At 63.2% G+C, this 16,802-nt stretch carries 14 protein-coding genes and 1 pseudogene; 6 read left to right on the top strand and 9 right to left on the bottom strand.

What is annotated here, in order from left to right:
• Positions 1-11: 11 nt before the first annotated feature.
• The 3 genes from AC0L25_RS14910 to AC0L25_RS14920 form a co-directional block, all read right to left on the bottom strand.
• Positions 12-3,491 carry an indolepyruvate ferredoxin oxidoreductase family protein gene (locus AC0L25_RS14910; RefSeq protein WP_473596192.1) on the bottom strand — a complete coding sequence of 1,160 codons (3,480 nt, stop codon included), beginning with the start codon at positions 3,489-3,491 and terminating at the stop codon, positions 12-14.
• Positions 3,492-3,712: 221 nt separating this feature from the next.
• A complete protein-coding gene (locus tag AC0L25_RS14915) occupies positions 3,713-4,252 on the bottom strand; it encodes a hypothetical protein (protein ID WP_473596193.1) in 540 nt (179 codons plus the stop codon).
• Positions 4,245-4,853 (bottom strand): CGNR zinc finger domain-containing protein, encoded by a 609-nt coding sequence (locus AC0L25_RS14920; protein WP_473596194.1) that lies wholly within the window; start codon positions 4,851-4,853, stop codon positions 4,245-4,247. Before AC0L25_RS14920 ends, AC0L25_RS14915 begins: the two co-directional genes overlap by 8 nt.
• 101 nt (positions 4,854-4,954) lie before the next feature.
• Between AC0L25_RS14920 and AC0L25_RS14925 the strand changes: the two genes are divergently transcribed.
• From AC0L25_RS14925 to AC0L25_RS14940, 4 genes are all read left to right on the top strand, one after another.
• A complete protein-coding gene (locus AC0L25_RS14925) occupies positions 4,955-5,860 on the top strand; it encodes a branched-chain amino acid ABC transporter permease (protein WP_473596195.1) in 906 nt (301 codons plus the stop codon).
• A gap of 312 nt (positions 5,861-6,172) precedes the next feature.
• Positions 6,173-6,757 carry a TRAP transporter small permease subunit gene (locus AC0L25_RS14930; protein ID WP_473596196.1) on the top strand — a complete coding sequence of 195 codons (585 nt, stop codon included), beginning with the start codon at positions 6,173-6,175 and terminating at the stop codon, positions 6,755-6,757.
• Positions 6,754-8,526 (top strand): TRAP transporter large permease, encoded by a 1,773-nt coding sequence (locus tag AC0L25_RS14935; RefSeq protein WP_473596197.1) that lies wholly within the window; start codon positions 6,754-6,756, stop codon positions 8,524-8,526. Before AC0L25_RS14930 ends, AC0L25_RS14935 begins: the two co-directional genes overlap by 4 nt.
• A gap of 19 nt (positions 8,527-8,545) precedes the next feature.
• Positions 8,546-9,568: a zinc-dependent alcohol dehydrogenase family protein gene (locus tag AC0L25_RS14940; RefSeq protein WP_473596198.1), complete on the top strand. Its 1,023-nt coding sequence runs from the start codon at positions 8,546-8,548 to the stop codon at positions 9,566-9,568.
• Between the two features lie 61 nt (positions 9,569-9,629).
• On the opposite strand, the gene AC0L25_RS14945 is transcribed toward AC0L25_RS14940, so the two are convergent.
• Positions 9,630-10,739, bottom strand: a complete 1,110-nt coding sequence (locus AC0L25_RS14945; RefSeq protein WP_473596199.1) for a TRAP transporter substrate-binding protein — start codon at positions 10,737-10,739, stop codon at positions 9,630-9,632.
• Between the two features lie 289 nt (positions 10,740-11,028).
• On the opposite strand from AC0L25_RS14945, the gene AC0L25_RS14950 reads away from it, so the two are divergent.
• Positions 11,029-11,802, top strand: coding sequence for a gamma-glutamyl-gamma-aminobutyrate hydrolase family protein (locus AC0L25_RS14950; RefSeq protein WP_473596200.1), 774 nt, complete (start codon positions 11,029-11,031; stop codon positions 11,800-11,802).
• A gap of 22 nt (positions 11,803-11,824) precedes the next feature.
• Here AC0L25_RS14950 and AC0L25_RS14955 read toward each other — a convergent pair whose 3' ends face one another.
• From AC0L25_RS14955 to AC0L25_RS14975, 5 genes are all read right to left on the bottom strand, one after another.
• A complete protein-coding gene (locus AC0L25_RS14955) occupies positions 11,825-12,223 on the bottom strand; it encodes a hypothetical protein (protein WP_473596201.1) in 399 nt (132 codons plus the stop codon).
• An 83-nt stretch (positions 12,224-12,306) separates the two neighbouring features.
• Positions 12,307-13,290: a 2-hydroxyacid dehydrogenase gene (locus tag AC0L25_RS14960; protein ID WP_473596202.1), complete on the bottom strand. Its 984-nt coding sequence runs from the start codon at positions 13,288-13,290 to the stop codon at positions 12,307-12,309.
• On the bottom strand, positions 13,287-14,309 hold the full coding sequence (locus tag AC0L25_RS14965; protein ID WP_473596262.1) for a LacI family DNA-binding transcriptional regulator: 1,023 nt from the start codon (positions 14,307-14,309) through the stop codon (positions 13,287-13,289). The genes AC0L25_RS14960 and AC0L25_RS14965 overlap by 4 nt, the downstream gene beginning before the upstream one ends.
• A 122-nt stretch (positions 14,310-14,431) precedes the next feature.
• On the bottom strand, positions 14,432-15,316 hold the full coding sequence (locus tag AC0L25_RS14970; RefSeq protein WP_473596203.1) for a DMT family transporter: 885 nt from the start codon (positions 15,314-15,316) through the stop codon (positions 14,432-14,434).
• 159 nt (positions 15,317-15,475) lie between these two features.
• Complete coding sequence (locus tag AC0L25_RS14975) at positions 15,476-15,883, bottom strand: DUF2000 family protein (RefSeq protein WP_473596205.1); 408 nt, start codon at positions 15,881-15,883, stop codon at positions 15,476-15,478.
• A gap of 35 nt (positions 15,884-15,918) precedes the next feature.
• Between AC0L25_RS14975 and AC0L25_RS14980 the strand changes: the two are divergent.
• Positions 15,919-16,798, top strand: a pseudogene (locus AC0L25_RS14980) (AraC family transcriptional regulator).
• Positions 16,799-16,802: the final 4 nt, after the last annotated feature.

The following is a 16,802-nucleotide window of genomic DNA, read 5'->3' on the forward strand; positions in this document are numbered from 1 at the left end:
AAGGCATTCGATCACTCGGCGGCCTGGAGTTCCGGCCGAACCGGCGTCTTTGCCAGGCGGTCGAGCAGCCTTAGCCGCTCGCCAGCGGCCTTTTCGGCACTGGCCTGCCTGACGTGGCCATAGCCACGAATGAGCGCCGGCACCGAGGCAAGCGCTGCCGCAGCCTCGACCTTGCCCGGCGCCAGTGCTGCGGCGACAAGCTCCAGATCGGCCTCGTACTGCGCAAGAAGCTGGCGTTCCATACGCCTTTCGGTGCTGTAGCCGAACACGTCGAAGACCGTGCCGCGCAAGCCTTTCATCGCCGCCAGCAGACGGAACCCCCTCATCATCCAGGGACCGAAGCTCGACTTCCTCGGCTTGCCGTCCTTGCCGCGCCTGCCCATGATCGGCGGAGCGAGATGGAATTCGAGCTTGTCGTAGCTCTGGAATTGCTTGCCCAGCTCGGCGGCGAAGAAGCCGTCGGTGAAGAGCCTCGCCACCTCGTATTCGTCCTTGATCGCCATCAGCTTGAACAGGTTCCTCGCAGCGGCCTCGGTCACATCAGTCGAACCGGGCACCGCCCTGGCTTCGGCCTCGCGCAGCGCGGCCAGGCTGTCGGCGTAGCGCTTGCCATAGGCGGCGTTCTGATAGGCGGTGAGGAAGGCGACGCGGCGGGCGATGATGTCGTCCAGCGGTTCGGCGCCGGCGGCGTCCTGTGCAGCCGTGCCCGGCTGGGCGACGAGGCCGCGCACGAAATCCGGCTGGTGGGCGGCGCGGCGGCCCCAGCGGAATGCGGAGACGTTCATCGCCACGGCCTGGCTGTTGAGCTCGATCGCCTTTTCGACTGCCTCGGCCGACAGCGGCAAGCCGCCATGCTGGAACGCGAAGCCGAGCATGAACATGTTGGCGCCGAGCGAACTGCCGAACAGCGCGGTCGCGGTGCGGGTGGCGTCGAAGAAATGCGCCTTGTCGTCGCCGGCGGCAGCGCGGATCGCCTTTTTCAGCCGCTCGACAGGCAGCGAGAAATCCGCCGACCGGGTAAACTCGCCTGGCATGATCTCGGCGGTGTTGGCGAGGAAAATCGTGTGGCCTTCGCGTACCGCGGCGAGCACCTTTTGAGCGCCCGACACGACGAGGTCGCAGCCAAGCACAAGGTCGGCCTTCCCCGCTGAAACGCGGATGGCGTGGATATCGCCCGGGCTGCGCGCGATGCGGACGTGGGTGAACACCGAGCCGCCCTTCTGGGCAAGGCCGGCCATGTCGATCATGCCGCAGCCCTTGTCTTCGAGATGAGCCGCCATGCCGAGCACCGCGCCGATGGTGACCACACCGGTGCCGCCGACGCCGTCGATGATCGCCGCCCAGCCTTGTTCGCCGGGCGGGAATTCGGCGGGCGCGGGCACGCCGTCGAGCGGGTCGATCGTGCCGGCAATACCCTCGGCCTTCCTGATCTTGGCGCCATGCACGGTGACGAAGGACGGACAGAAGCCGTTGACGCAGGAGAAATCCTTGTTGCAGCTCGACTGGTCGATCCGGCGCTTGCGGCCGAATTCGGTCTCGACCGGCTGGATCGACACGCAATTCGACTGCACCCCGCAATCGCCGCAGCCTTCGCAGACCAGTTCGTTGATGAAGATGCGCTTGTCGGGATCTGGGAAGGTGCCGCGCTTGCGGCGACGGCGTTTCTCGGCGGCGCAGGTCTGGTCGTAGATCAGCACGGATGTACCCCTGACCGCGCGCAATTCGCGCTGGACGAGGTCGAGGTCGTCGCGGTGATGGATAGTGGCGCCGGCGGGGAATTCGATCTTGCCGGTATATTTGTCCGGCTCGTCGGTGACGATGGCGATCCGCTCAACGCCCTCGGCCCGCACCTGCCTGGCGATCATGTCCACGGTCAGGCCACCCTCGTGAGGCTGGCCGCCGGTCATGGCGACGGCGTCGTTGTAGAGGATCTTGTAGGTGATGTTGGCGTCGGTCGACAGCGCAAAGCGGATCGCCAGTGCGCCGGAGTGGTTGTAGGTGCCGTCACCGAGATTCTGGAAGATGTGGTCGCGCTTCGAGAACGGCGCCTGGCCGACCCATTGCGCGCCCTCGCCGCCCATAGCGGTGAAACCAACGGTGTTGCGGTCCATCCAAAGCGCCATGAAATGGCAGCCGATGCCGGCGGCGGCGAGCGAGCCGTCGGGCACCTTGGTCGAGGAATTGTGTGGGCAACCGGAGCAGAAGAAGGGCGCGCGCGAGGCGATGTCTGACGTGTCGGCGAGCATCGCCTGGAACTGGCGAAGTTTCGCCACCCGCGCGGCAATCTCGTCCGACGGGCCGATCGTCCGCAAGATCCTCTCGCCGAGCGCGATGGCGATGTCGTTGGGATCAAGCGCGCCCTTGGCCGGGAACAGTCCGTCGCCGCGCTCGTCCCTCTTGCCGATGATGACCGGCTGCATGGCGGTGCCATAAAGGTTTTCGCGCAGTTGCACCTCGATCAGCGAGCGTTTCTCCTCGACGACGACAATGGTGTCGAGACCGCGAGCGAAGTCGGCGATGTGCTGCAGGTCGAGCGGCCACGGGCAGCCGACCTTGAACAGCCTGATGCCGATGCGGTTGGCGGCGGCTTCGTCGACGCCGATGTCTTCCAGCGCCTGGCGAACGTCGAGATAGCTTTTGCCGATGGTGACGATGCCAAGCTTCGGGCTGCTGCCGCCGGAATAGACGATCCGGTTGAGCCCGTTGGCATGGATGAAGGCCGAAGCGGCGGCGCGCTTGTATTCATGCAGCCGCTCCTCCTGGCCGAGCATGTCGATCTCGTTGCGGATGTTGAGGCCGCCGGGCGGCATGTCGAAGTCCGGGATGACGATATCAAACCGTTCGAGCGCGGCATCGACCGAAGCCGTCGATTCTATGTTGTCCTTGACGCATTTGATCGCTGCCCAGGTGCCGGCGAAACGCGACATGGCGATGCCGTAGAGGCCATAGTCGATGATCTCCTGGACCCCGGCCGGATTGAGGATCGGCACCATGGTGTCGACAAACAGGAATTCGGTCGCATGCGCGTTGGTCGAGGATTCGGCCATGTGGTCGTCGCCCATCAGGGCGAGTACGCCGCCATATCTTGACGAGCCGGCGAGATTGGCATGGCGGAACACGTCGCCGGAGCGATCGACGCCCGGTCCCTTGCCGTACCAGACAGAAAAGACGCCGTCATGGGTGCCCTCATCCAGTAATTCGGCCTGCTGCGAACCCCAGCAAGCCGTGGCCGCGAGTTCCTCATTGAGGCCGGGCTGGAAGACGATGTCCGACTGGGCGAGCTGCTTCCTGGCCTTCCAAAGCTGCATGTCGAGGCCACCGAGCGGCGAGCCGCGATAGCCGGAGACGAAGCCGGCGGTGTTCAGGCCAGCCCGGCGGTCGCGCTCGCGCTGCATCAGCAGCATGCGGATGACCGCCTGCGCGCCGGAAAGGAAGATGCGCTCCTTTCCCAGGTCGAACTTGTCGTCGAGCGCGACATCATGCAGCGTCATCAGGCATTTCCTCTGCGGAGGCCGCAGTTCTAGCGCAGCCAACGTCGGAGTTGGAGGCTGCAGTGTTTCTCCCCTTGCCGGGCAGGTCAAACAAAATCGAAGATGCCAGGTGAGGCGCAACAAACGATCCGGTCCGCGCCCGATGGTGTAAGAAACCGCACACCCGTTGTTCCGTCAGCGCACGAAAATTCCAGCCGCGGCCGATACCCGGCGATGACGCGTCAGCCGGCCTTCGAACAGTCGGGCTTAGGTACGCCCGGCAGCTTGCCGTCCGGATGGCCAGCAAGCTCGGGATTAGGCGTATAGAGCTGGTCGATGACCAGCGGCCGGTCGGGCAGGACCGACTGGTCCTGCGTCGACATCAGCGTGGTGTCGATCTTCTGGAGGACCGCGTCGTCGGCATCCTTGATGCTGATCGCAATTGCATAAGGCTTGTCCTTGACAAGGCAGGAAAGCGCCGGGCTCTCGAGCGATACCTTGCCGAGCTTCGGCCAGATTTTCTGTTCGACGACCAGCGGCTCGCCGCCGGCCGGATTCTGGAAGCTGGCGACCGCGACCTGTCCTTCCTCCATCGGCCGCAACGGTCTCAGCGTGACGACAAAGGTCGCCCTTGCCAGCCGATAATTGAAGACGACCAGCTTGCCGGAGATCTCGAACAATCTGCCTTCGCCGTCCTTGCCGGTATCACGGCAGGCGCCAAGCGTTATCGCTGCCACGAGCCCGGCGCCGACAACGACCAGGCGTAAGATCTTCCTAGACATTGGCGGTCCCTCCGGCCGCCGTTCGGCGGCGATAGTGGCGGCTTGCCTTCTGGCGGTTGCCGCACACCGCCATGTCGCACCAAAGACGGCTGGAATTGCGGCTTCGGTCGAGGAACAGCCAAGTGCAATTGGGGCAAATCCTCAGCCTGGCGACGGTCTCGACCTGCAGCAGTGACAGTGCGGAAACCGCCAGCGCCGCCTCGAAGGCGATGGGCGTCGCTGGATCGCCGAACGGCCGTCCCGGCGCACCGATCTCGGTGCGGCTGTGCGCGAGACCCTCGGCGCAGGCACTAAGAAAGCCAGGCAGATCGCCCGTAGCGATCGCGCCTTTCGACACCGCACCACGAAACAGCCGGTCGGTCGTCTCGCGGATCGCCAGCACAACCGGCGCGATCTTATCGGGCGACGGCGCTTCGAGCCGCCTGCCGCCAAGCTCGGCGGCGCGAAAGCCGCTTGCCGCGTCGGCGAAACGGGCGATCTCCGCCGGATCTTTGAACCGGTCGAAGGTTTTCTGGGGGTCGCCACGCAGCACGACCGTGTTCGCCGTGTCGAGTGCAAGAAGACCGCCGGTGAAGCGGTGCGGGGGCCAAGAAACCATCATGAGCGGTATTTCTAACCGATAAATCACGTTTGACAAGTTAGATTACCCGATGCAAATCTGCTCCGCGTGAACGCGGTTTTCCGCGATCTAAGGGAATTCGCATGCTCTATTTCTTCCAGCAGGTCCTGAACGGGCTGCATTCCGGCGCGCTCTATGCGCTGCTTGCCTTCGGCTATGTGCTGACCAACGGCATCCTGCACCGGACCAACCTTGCCTATGGCGCGCTGTTCGCCTTTTGCGGACAGACGATGATCCTCACCGCAGCCTTCGGCTATCAAGCCCTGTGGCTGACCCTGTTGGCGGCCGTCGCGCTCGGTATTGTCGCGGCGTTCCTATATGCGGCACTGATCAGCCATGTCTTGTCGCGCAGCATCTTCGAGCCGCTGGCCGACCGCACGCCCAATGCGATCGTGGTGACGACGCTGGGCATATTGCTGCTGCTGTCGGAGGTAAGCCGCATCGCCGCCGACACACATGACCTGTGGCTGCCGCCAATGCTGGCCCAGCCCGTCATTTTTGCGAAAGGGGCCAATTTCAATGCCACGCTGACGCTGATCCAGTTGCTCGACTGCGGGATCATCGTGGCTACCATTGCGCTAGCCGCCTGGGCGTTCTCCCGCTCGAGCTTCGGCCGGCGCTGGCGCGCCGTGTCCGATGACTCCAAAGCCGCGGCCATGTGCGGCGTCCACGTCCGCGCGGTGTTTCGGCACGCGGTGCTCGCCGGCGGCCTTTGCGCGGCGCTGGCCGGTGTCCTCGCCGGCCTTTACTACGGCAATATCAGCTTCGGCTCCGGCCTGGTCTACGGGCTGAAAATCCTGTTCGTAACGGCGGTGGGCGGCTATCTTTCACCGTTGCGGGCTGCACTTGGCGCTGCCGCCTTCGGCATGGCCGAATCGCTGTGGGCCGGCTATTTCCCGGTCGAGTGGCGCGACGCCTGGATGTATCTGTTCCTCGTCGCCATGCTGGTGCTGATCGGCGCCGGCCGCGACCAGAGCAAGATCGCCTGACTGCATCAGACTGGGTAGACTTTGGTTGCATGACATCTTAGCGCCGCGCGTCCTCTCGGACGCGCAAGGACTCTGTAGCATTTTGATTTTGCGCATAATCCCCAGCGAAATTCCGACTTTCGGGTCACGCGCTGCGTCAGGCGGCTGTTTCACCTCTTCCCCATCTCACAGGCCCCTTCCTCACTTCACAAGATTGTTTTACTCGGTCTGCCCTGTGTTGACCCGCCGGGCCACGCACGGCATACCGTTGGGCCACATCGAAGCGGCGGAAAACAAGATGGAATTGGCGCCGCTGTCATAAGGGAGGAATGCATGGCAGGGCTTCTCGCTCTATCCAGAACCATTGACCGTGTGAACGAGTTCATCGGCAGATGGGTGTCGTGGCTGATCCTGCTGGCAATCCTGGTCAGCGCCGCCAATGCCGTCGTCCGCAAGGCGTTCGACGTGTCGTCGAACGCCTGGCTGGAACTGCAGTGGTATTTGTTCGGCGCCGCCTTCATGCTGGCCGCTGCCTACACGCTGAAGCAGAACGACCATATCCGCATCGACATCGTCTACGGCATGTTCTCGCGCCGCGTGCAGCACTGGATCGACCTTTTCGGCCACCTCTTTTTCCTGATGCCGTTCGTCACGCTGATGGTGATCTATTTCGTTCCCTATGTGTCGCTGTCGTTTCGCAGCGGCGAAATGTCGAACAATTCCGGCGGGCTGATCATCTGGCCGGCAAAGGCGATCCTGCTGGTCGGCTTTTTCCTGCTCGCGCTCCAGGGCATCTCCGAGATCATCAAGAAGATCGCCATCATGCGCGGCGACATGGACGATCCCACCCCGTTCATATCGGTCCATGAGCAGGCCGAGCTCGAAGCGAAGGCGCTCGCCGAAGAGGTGCGCTCGTGATCGAGTTCATCGCCCAGAACATGGCGCCGATCATGTTCGCCTCGCTGGTCATCTTCCTGCTGATCGGCTACCCGGTCGCCTTCTCACTCGCCGCCAACGGCCTACTGTTCTTCTTCATCGGTGTTGTGCTTTCACCCTATTCGGGCGGATCGATCAATCTCGCCTGGCCGCTGCTGCACGCACTGCCGGACAATTTCTACGGCAGCCGGGTGATGTCGAACGACACGCTGCTGGCCATCCCGTTCTTCACTTTCATGGGCATCGTGCTCGAACGATCAGGCATGGCCGAGGACCTTCTCGATACGATCGGCCAATTGTTCGGACCGATCCGCGGCGGCCTCGCCTATGCCGTGATCTTCGTCGGCGCGTTGCTTGCCGCAACCACGGGTGTGGTGGCTGCCTCCGTCATCGCGATGGGCCTGATCTCGCTGCCGATCATGCTGCGCTACGGCTATGACCGCCGTGTGGCGTCCGGCGTCATTGCCGCGTCGGGCACGCTCGCCCAGATCATTCCGCCCTCGCTGGTGCTGATCGTTCTGGCTGACCAACTCGGCCGCTCGGTCGGCGACATGTATGCGGGCGCGCTGATCCCGGGGCTGGTTCTGACCAGCCTTTACACGATGTATATCGTGATCATGTCGATCGTCCGGCCGAAGTCGATGCCGGCCCTGCCGCTGGAGGCTCGTACGCTCGGCCACGGTGTCCTGTCGCTGCTGGTCGCGGTGCTGGCGGCAGTCGTGGTTTCCTACGCGGCGTACCGCTATCTTGCGCCTTCGCAGGGACAAAACGCCGACATCCTTGGCGCCACCATCGGCGTGATCTTCATCTATGTCGTGGCGATCGCCGACCAGCGCCTGAAAATCAACATGATGTCGCGGCTGGCGCAGCAGGTGATCATCGTGCTGATCCCGCCGCTGGCGCTGATCTTCCTGGTGCTGGGCACCATCTTTCTCGGCATCGCCACTCCGACCGAGGGCGGCGCCATGGGCGCTGTCGGCGCGCTGATCATGGCGGCAATGAAAGGGCGGCTGTCGCTGGACGTGATCAAGCAGGCGCTGGCGTCGACGACGCGGCTGTCGTCCTTCGTGCTGTTCATCCTGATCGGCGCGCGGGTGTTCTCGCTCACCTTCTACGGCGTCAACGGCCATATCTGGGTCGAACACCTCCTGACATCTCTGCCGGGTGGCGAGATCGGCTTCCTGATCGGCGTCAATATCCTGGTCTTCCTGCTCGCCTTCTTTCTCGATTTCTTCGAGCTCGCGTTCATTATCGTGCCGCTATTGGCGCCGGCCGCCGACAAGCTCGGCATCGACCTGATCTGGTTCGGCGTGCTGCTCGGCGTCAACATGCAGACCAGCTTCATGCATCCACCCTTCGGCTTCGCGCTGTTTTACCTGCGTTCGGTCGCCGCCAGGGTGCCTTATCTGGATCGCCTCACCGGCAAGCAGATCGCACCGGTGACCACCGGCCAGATCTATTGGGGCGCGGTTCCCTTCGTTTGCATCCAGGTCATCATGATCGGGTTGACCATCGCCTTCCCGCAGATGGTGATGCATTACAAAGGCACGCTAGTCGACCCGGGCACGATCGATTACCAGGTGCCGGAAACGCCGGGCCTGTCGCCGCTTGGCACACCGCCGGCGGATGGCGGCACGGCGCCGACCGCGCCTGCACCGGACCTGTCGCAGCCGCCGAGTTTCGGTGAAACGCCGCCTGCCAAGCCAGCAGCGCCAGCACCCGATCTCTCCCAACCACCGAGTTTCAATTGATGCCGGGGGTGCAACAGACATGAAAGCGGTGCGGCTGGAGAGCGTGGGCAGCATTGCCCTGCGCGAGGTCGCCAAACCGTCCGCCGGGCCGGGCGATCTCCTGGTGCGGATCGAGGCATGCGGCGTCTGCGGAACCGACCGGCATCTTTTCCATGGCGAATTTCCCTGTACGCCGCCGGTGACGCTCGGACATGAATTCTCCGGGATCGTCGAGGCGATTGGAACGGCTGTGTCCGGTTTTTCGGTCGGCGATCGCGTCTCCGGCGATCCCAACATCGCCTGCGGGCGCTGTCCGCACTGCCATGCCGGTCGCATCAATCTCTGCCATAATCTGGTTGCCATCGGCATCCGCCGCGACGGCGGCTTCGCCGAATATGTCGTGCTGCCTCAGAAGCAGGCCTTCTCCCTTTCGAAAGACCTCAAGCCGACGCATGGCGCGTTTTGTGAGCCGCTTGGCTGCTGCCTGCATGGCTTGGACCTGGCGCAGATCAGACCCGGCTCCTCGGTCGCTGTGCTTGGCGGCGGCGTGATCGGCCTGCTCACCGTGCAACTGGCCAGGCTTGCCGGCGCGACGACAATCATCCTGGCGACGCGCCAGGCCTCGCGGCGCGCCCTCGCCGAAGAATTGGGCGCAACGGCAACCGTCGACCCCAGCGCTTGCGATATCATCGACACGGTCGTCGGTCCGTCAGGCCTGAGGCCGGGCGGCGTCGATGTGGTGTTCGAATGTGCTGGCGTAAGAGAGACGGTCGAGCAGTCGTTGCGGCTGGCCAAAGCCGGCGGTACGGTTGTCATCGTCGGCGTGATGCCTCAAGGCATGAAGGCCGAGTTCGAGCCTTTCGACCTATTGTTCCGGGAATTGAAGGTTCTGGGCTCGTTTCTCAATCCGTTTACGCATCGCCGGGCCGCCGATCTCATCGCCTCGGGTGCGATCGAGATCGACAAGCTCATCTCACGGCAGGTGACGCTTAAGGAGGCGGCTGCGGTGATCGCCAATCCGCCTGCGCCAGGCGAGGTCAAGGTGTTGGTGATGCCGAGCTGATCGGCAAACCGAAATGTTACGGCGCCACGCGTCCGAAGAATGCGTGGCGCCGCAACTGCTGTCAGAGCTTGCTGGTGCGCTGCTGGACCATCATGAAGGTGTCGTAATTGTACTCGGCCACCTGCGCCCAGAGATAGTGCTCCTTGCGGAAGGCTTTGATCGAGTCCCAGATCTTCTTGAACGGCGCGTTCGAGGCTTCCATCTCGGCATAGACCTCGTTTGCCTTTTCGAAGCAGGCTGCCAAGATTTCCGGGCTGAACGGGCGCAATTTGGCGCCCCCGGACACCAGCCGCCTCACGGCCGTCGGATTCAGATAGTCGTATTTCTGCAGCATGTTGGCGTCGGCGGCCTGCGCGGCGGTGTGCACCAGCGACTTGTAGGCCGGCGAAAGCTCTTCGTATTTCGCCTTGTTGAACATCAGATGGACGGTCGGCCCGCCTTCCCACCAGCCGGGATAATAATAATTGGGCGCGACCTTGTAGAAGCCGAGCTTCTCATCGTCATAAGGGCCGACCCACTCGGCGGCGTCTATGGTGCCTTTTTCCAGCGCCGGATAGATGTCGCCGCCGGCGATCTGCTGCGGCACCACGCCGAGCCTTTCCACCACTTTGCCGGCAAACCCACCGATGCGCATCTTGAGGCCCGAAAGGTCGGCGACGGTGTTGATCTCCTTGCGGAACCAGCCGCCCATCTGCACGCCGGTATTGCCGCCCGGCAAGCCGAAAAGGCCCTGCGTGGCGAGAAACTCGTTGAACAGGTCGATGCCGCCGCCGTGGTAATGCCAGGCATTGATGCCGCGCGCGTTGAGCGAGAACGGAACCGCAGCGCCCAGCGCCCATGTCGGGTCCTTGCCCCAATAATAATATGCCACCGTATGGCAGGCCTCGACAGTGCCGGCGGTGGTGGCGTCCGCGGCCTGCAGGCCAGGCACGAGTTCACCTGCGGCGAAGACCTGGACCTGGAACTTGCCGTCGGTTGCCTCCGCAAGCATCTTGGAAAAGACCTCGGCGCCGCCGTAGATCGTGTCGAGAGATTTCGGGAAGGACGACGCCAGGCGCCATGTCACTTTCGGATTGGATTGGGCGATAGCCGGCGCGGCAAGCGCTGCTGTAGCCGCCGCGGCGCCCACACCGGTCGCGCCGGCCTTGCGGATGAATGATCGACGATCCATGAAGTCCTCCCTATTGGATCAATAGACCGACGTTCGGGAAATACTCTGTGCCCCGGATCGGCTTCGCGGCAGACAATACACGGGCAAGAAGTCGAGTCCAGCCATGGCAGCCGGTTTTGCCGGCGGCGTTTCCGCGAAATTCGCGGCGCGGACGCACCTCTTGCAACTTAAGTCTAACGCCGTTTCCGTGGATCATGCGACATGCCGAACTTGTCATGGCAAAGCGCCTTCGGATCGCCTATTTTAAAGGCAGAATATGTCCCTGCACTGAATGGAACCTGGATCAAAAATGCAGCAGCCGCTCGTCGCCATATCGACCGACGTCCGCCAGTTCGACAACTACACCTGGCATGCCGTTCCGCAGCAATATCTGGAGGCGGCGCTTTTGGGCGCCGGCGTATTCCCGGTGCTGGTGCCGTCCTTCGGCGACCGGCTCGATTTCGACGAACTCCTGTCATCGGTCGACGGCGTCATGGTCACCGGTTCGAAGTCCAATGTGCATCCCTCGCTGTATAGCGGCGATGCCAGCGAGGCCAATGGTCCCTACGATCCTGCCCGCGACGCGACGACGCTGCCGTTGATCCGCAAGGCAGTGGAGCGCGGCGTGCCGCTGCTCGCCATCTGCCGCGGCATCCAGGAAATGAATGTGGCGCTGGGAGGCACGCTGGCCACAGAAATCCAGGAGCGCGAGGGATCGCTGGACCATCGTGCACCGGCGAGCGACAATCAGGACGAACGCTTCGCCATCCGCCAGACCATTTCGATCAAGCCTGGAACCTGCCTCGCCGGCGTCTTCGGGGCGGGCGACATCATGGTCAATTCGGTGCACCGCCAGGCCATCGACCGGCTCGGCCCGAAGCTGCAGATAGAGGCGGTCGCCACTGACGGCACGGTCGAGGCGGTTTCGGTGCGGGACGCCCGTGCCTTCGCCGTCGGCGTCCAATGGCATCCCGAATACTGGGTCAAGTCGGACAGCGTCTCGGCAAGGATATTCCGCGCCTTCGGCGACGCGGTGCGCCTCCACGCCGCAGCGAAATCCGGCGCGCGCACCGCCGCGGAATAGTTCAGCGATCGGTACGTCAACATCAATCGCTGCCGGCCGCCAGCGACAGCAGCGGCAGGGTTGGTGCGTAGGATTCATAACCGTCGCCGTCGGCAACGCCGAAAGTGACGATCGGGTCGATGCCGTTCGCGCTGAAGGTGACCGTACCGTCATCCTGCTCACGCCAGAATTTCGCGCGCTCGATGCCGGGCAAGACCCGGCGGCAATTCGCAGTGACCGTCAACAGCGACAGGCCATGCGAAACCTCAGTGCCGCGCTTGACCGCGCAGGAGGCTTCGTCGCCATTGGCCACCAGCCTGTAGTCGTCGGGCGACGGCGTTGGCTCCTCGGCGGCTGTGCGGCCTTCGCCGCTGCCGCCGTGAAACAGCTGAACGCTGCCGAACAGCGCGGCCACCGCCATCAATGCAGCAAGTGCTTTCATCTGCGTTCTCCGCCTGTCGGGTGATAGATGAAGAATGATTTCAAAGCGTTAAGCCGTAATTAACAAATAAGAAAGCGTGCCGCTCAGCTGTGCGCCTTGACCTTTTCCGTTTCCGGCACCGGCGTCAGCGCCTTCCCTTCCGAAAACCAGGAAATCAGATTGTCGACGCACAGATCGGCCATGGCGCGGCGGGTATGTTCCGAAGCCGAGCCGACATGCGGCAAAAGCGAGGTGTTGGGAGCGGCGAGCAGCGCCGGCGGCACGTGCGGCTCATCGGCGAAGACGTCGAGCCCGGCAGCTGCGATGGTGCCATTGGCCAGAGCTGCGGCAAGGGCTGCCTCGTCCACCGTGCTGCCGCGGCCGATGTTGACGAAGACGCCATTCGGGCCGAGCGCCGACAGGATCTCGGTGTTGACCGCCTTTTCCGTCGAGGCGCCGCCGGGCGCCACCGAGATCAGCGTATCGACCGCCTCGGCAAGGCCTTTCAGCGTGCCGTGGTATTCGTAGGCCAGGCCTTCGACCCGGCGCCGGTTGTGATAGGCGATCGGCAGCCCAAAGGCCTCCAGTCGCCGGGCTATGGCGAGACCGATGCGGCCCATGCCGAAAATGCCAACGCTGCGACCGCGCAAAGTCAGCCGGCTTAGCGGATAGTTGCCGCTGCGTGCCCAACTGCCGTCGCGCAGCCAGATCTCGGCGCGCGGCAGATCGCGGACGGTGTTGATCAAAAGCCCGATCGCCGTGTCGGCGACCTCCTCGGTCAGCACGTCAGGCGTGTTGGTGACCATGACACCGCGCTGTGCGGCGTGACGGGCATCGACCGAATCATAGCCGACGCCGAAATTGGCGATGATCTCGAGGTTCGGCAGCGCGTCGATGAGGGCTGCGTTGATCCCGCCAAAGGCTGCAATGCCGCGCACCGTCCGGCGCATCGCGGCGGTGACCAGCGACGCATCTGGCCGTTCGATCCAGACGCGGCTGAACGTCCGGTCGATGCGGCCGACCGCGTGGTCGTTGAATTGGCCCGGCACCAGAATGGCGACTGCTTGCTGCTGTTCGGCTTTTGTCATGCACGCTCCACCGGCTTGCCGGTCGACTGGCGCACATGCAGTTCCGGCTTGATCAGTTCCTGCGACGGCCGCACCATCTGCCCATTGAGCTTGTCGAGCAGCGCGCTGGCGGCGCGGCGGCCGACTTCACGCTGGCCGTTCCACACGGTGGTCAGCGCCGGCGTCGCGATCGCCGCCTCCTCGAGATCGTCATAGCCGGTGACGGAGATGTCAATGCCCGGCACCAGCCCGGCGCGTGCAATACCGTTCATCAGGCCGATAGCGACAAGGTCGTTCCAGCAGCAGGCCGCGGTCGGCTTGTCCTTCAGCGCCAGGAACTGCCCGGCGGCCTCGAAGCCGGCCTGTTTGGTGCGCGGACCGGCGATGCGCCAGGACTGCCTGACCTCCAGCCCGGCCGCCTCCATGGCGTTGACATAGCCTTGGTAGCGATCGCGGCCGGTCGAGGTCTGGTCAGTGCCGCCGATCATGGCGATGCGCTTATGGCCGAGCGAGATCAGATGGTTGGTGGCAAGCCCGGTGCCGTAGGCATCGTCGCCGCGAAACACCGGCACGTCAGCGCCTTCGACGGTGCGTGCGATCAGCACCGCCGGCAGGCCGTTTTCCTCGGCCATGAATATGTCTTCGGGCGGCGTGCCGATGGCCGGGGACATGATGACGCCGTCGGCGCCAAGCTGCAAAAGCGTGTCTATGAAGGTGCGCTGCTTTTCGAGCTGGTCGTAATGGTTCGACAGGATGAAGGTCTGCCGGCTGCGATCGAGCTCGCTTTCGATCGAGCGCAGTATCTCGGCGAAGAAGGGGTTCATGATGTCGTGGACGACGACGCCGACGATGCCCGAACGCGAGGTGCGCAGGCTGGCGGCGCGGCGATTGTAGATATAGCCGATGGCGCGGGCATGTTCTTTGATGCGGTCGCGAGTGTTTCCGGCAACCAGCGGACTGTCGCGCAGAGCCAGCGAGACCGTGGCCGTGGACACACCGAGCGCATCCGCGATCGTCGAAAGCTTGATCTTCTGTGCCAGCGCCTTGCGCTCCCCCGACGATCTAGAGCTGATCCATGATCTCCAGCGAAAACCGGATGCCACTTTCGGGATCATGATCTAAACAGTTTAAACGCGGCCTTATGCCACCCTTCCGGAACAAATCAAAGTTTTTTTGCCAGCGCTTCCACCTCGACGTCGAGGGCGGCGCGGTTGCGCACGCGAAGCCGGTGCTCGCGATGGACGATATAAAGACCGCTGGCGACGATGACGACCGCCCCGACGAGCGTCCAGCGGTCGGGAAACTGGTTGAAGACAATCCAGCCGGCAATGATCATCCAGATCATCTGCGAATAGGGATAGGGAGCCAATGCCGTGGTGGTGGCGAGACGATAGGCCTGAACCAGGAGCCAGTGGCCAATTGCGCCGAAGACGCCAAGCATCAGCAGGATCATCCAGTGCCAGCCGTCCTGCGGCAGGGAAAGCGAAAACGGAAGCATCGGCAGGAGAAGTACGGCCGGCGCCAGCGCCGAAAAGAGTATAAGGCTCTCCGAGGTTTCCGTGGCCGACATGCGCCGCGTCATGATGACGTAGAAACAGTTCGACAGCATCGAGCCGAGCGCGAAGATATGGCCGAGGCCAAAGACGCCAACGCCTGGCCGGGTGATGATGAGGACGCCGACGAAGCCGCTCAGGATTGCCAGCCAGCGCCGCCAGCCGGCCCATTCGCCGAGCAAAGGACCGGCGAGTGCTGTGATCACCATCGGCGCGAAGAAGTAAATCGAGGTGGTTTCGGCCAGTTGCAGGGTCCGCAGCGCCATGACGTTGCAAATGGTCGATCCAAACAGGAAGGCGCCGCGCAGGATATGCGCCGGCAGATTGTTGGCGCGAAAGCGCGCCGGCTCGCGCCATCCGCGCAGAAAGACACCGACCAGCACGACATGGACGGCGAAGCGAGCCCAGGCGACGATCAGCGCCGAGACGCCGGCCATGACAAGATATTTGCTGCTGGTGTCGAGGACGGTGAAAAATACATAGACGGAAAGCATGCAGAGGATCGCCGCCGGAGGCGTCGCGCTTTCGTCTTGTCTTGGGAGAGCACTCAATTTCAGGCCGGATGGGAAGCAGAGCAGAGCCCTACCTTTGAGGCAATTGTCACCTGCCGGCAAGCCAAAAGAGGCTGGCACAACAACAGCTGACTACGTGCACTAGGGATGCATACGGGCGCCCTTGGTGATCTTGTCGACAAGCCTCTTTTCGGCGCGCAGCGCGATACCGACGACCTTGGCGTCGTCGGGTGCGAATTCGGCAAAGACGGCCCGGTTCGCCGCGTCGTGGCCGGTCGAAAACATTTCATCTACGTAGAGCGAGGTCGTCACACCGCGCTCCAGCGCTCGTCGGTGGACCGCACTGAGCGTCGGGCGGTCGGCCGAAAGCACGATGACCGGCTGGATCGAGAGCGGATTGTAGATGTTGCCGGCACGGTCGCGATAAGGTTCGCCGATGATGTCGCTATACTGCGCGACGATGCCGCTGGTCAGGAAGGCGGTGACATTGAGCTTTTGCCAGACGGGGAGATCATCCTGCAGCACGATTGCAAATTTCGTGTCGAACATGAGACATTTGCCATTCGAGGTTTGTGAATGAAGCGATGTCACACAGTTTAGATGGCGAGGCCTTTCAGGGTCTTGGACGTTTGTGCGTTGGCGTGGCGGAAAACTGCGTCATCTCGGCACCCGATTCCATCGGCATGGAGCGTATCGAGGCCCGGTTCCACGGCAGCGCTTTCGATCTCCATCGTCACGACACCTATGCGATCGGCGTGACGCTGCATGGCGTCCAGACCTTCCGTTACCGCGGCGCGACGCATCATAGCCTGCCCGGCCAGATTATCGTCCTCCATCCCGACGAATTGCACGACGGCGGTGCCGGCACCGAAGAGGGTCTGCGTTACAGGATGCTTTATCTGGAGCCGTCCGTCGTGCTGGACTGCCTGGATACGATCGACGCATCGCTGCCTTTCGTCAGGGATGCCGTGGTGACGGATCCTGTGTTCCGCACGAGGCTGCTTTCGGCGCTGGGGCCGTTGGACCAGAAGCTGGACGATCTCTTTGTCGCCGACTTCATTTGCACAATTGATGCAAAGCCTGGCACGGCATGCAGGCCTGCCGGCGAAACCGATCCCAAGGACAGCATGGCGCGCAGCCAGCCTGGCGCGCGACTATCTGGAAGAGAATGTTTTCCGTATCGTCCGCTCCGACGAGCTGGAGGCGATCACCGGGCTCGACCGCTACGCCCTATCGCGGCATTTCCGTGCCGCTTTCGCCACCAGTCCGCATCGCTTTCTCTTGATGCGCCGACTTCAACGAGCACGCCGCATGATCGAGGCAAGCGAGCCACTGGCGCAGATCGCGATAGCGGCCGGGTTCAGCGACCAAAGTCATTTCAACAGGCACTTCAAGAAAACGTTCGGTGTCACGCCGGGCCGCTGGTCGGCATTGGTCCATGGATCGTCAGCAGGCGCTGCCTGATGGC

The organism is Mesorhizobium sp. WSM4813 (genome assembly GCF_055811555.1).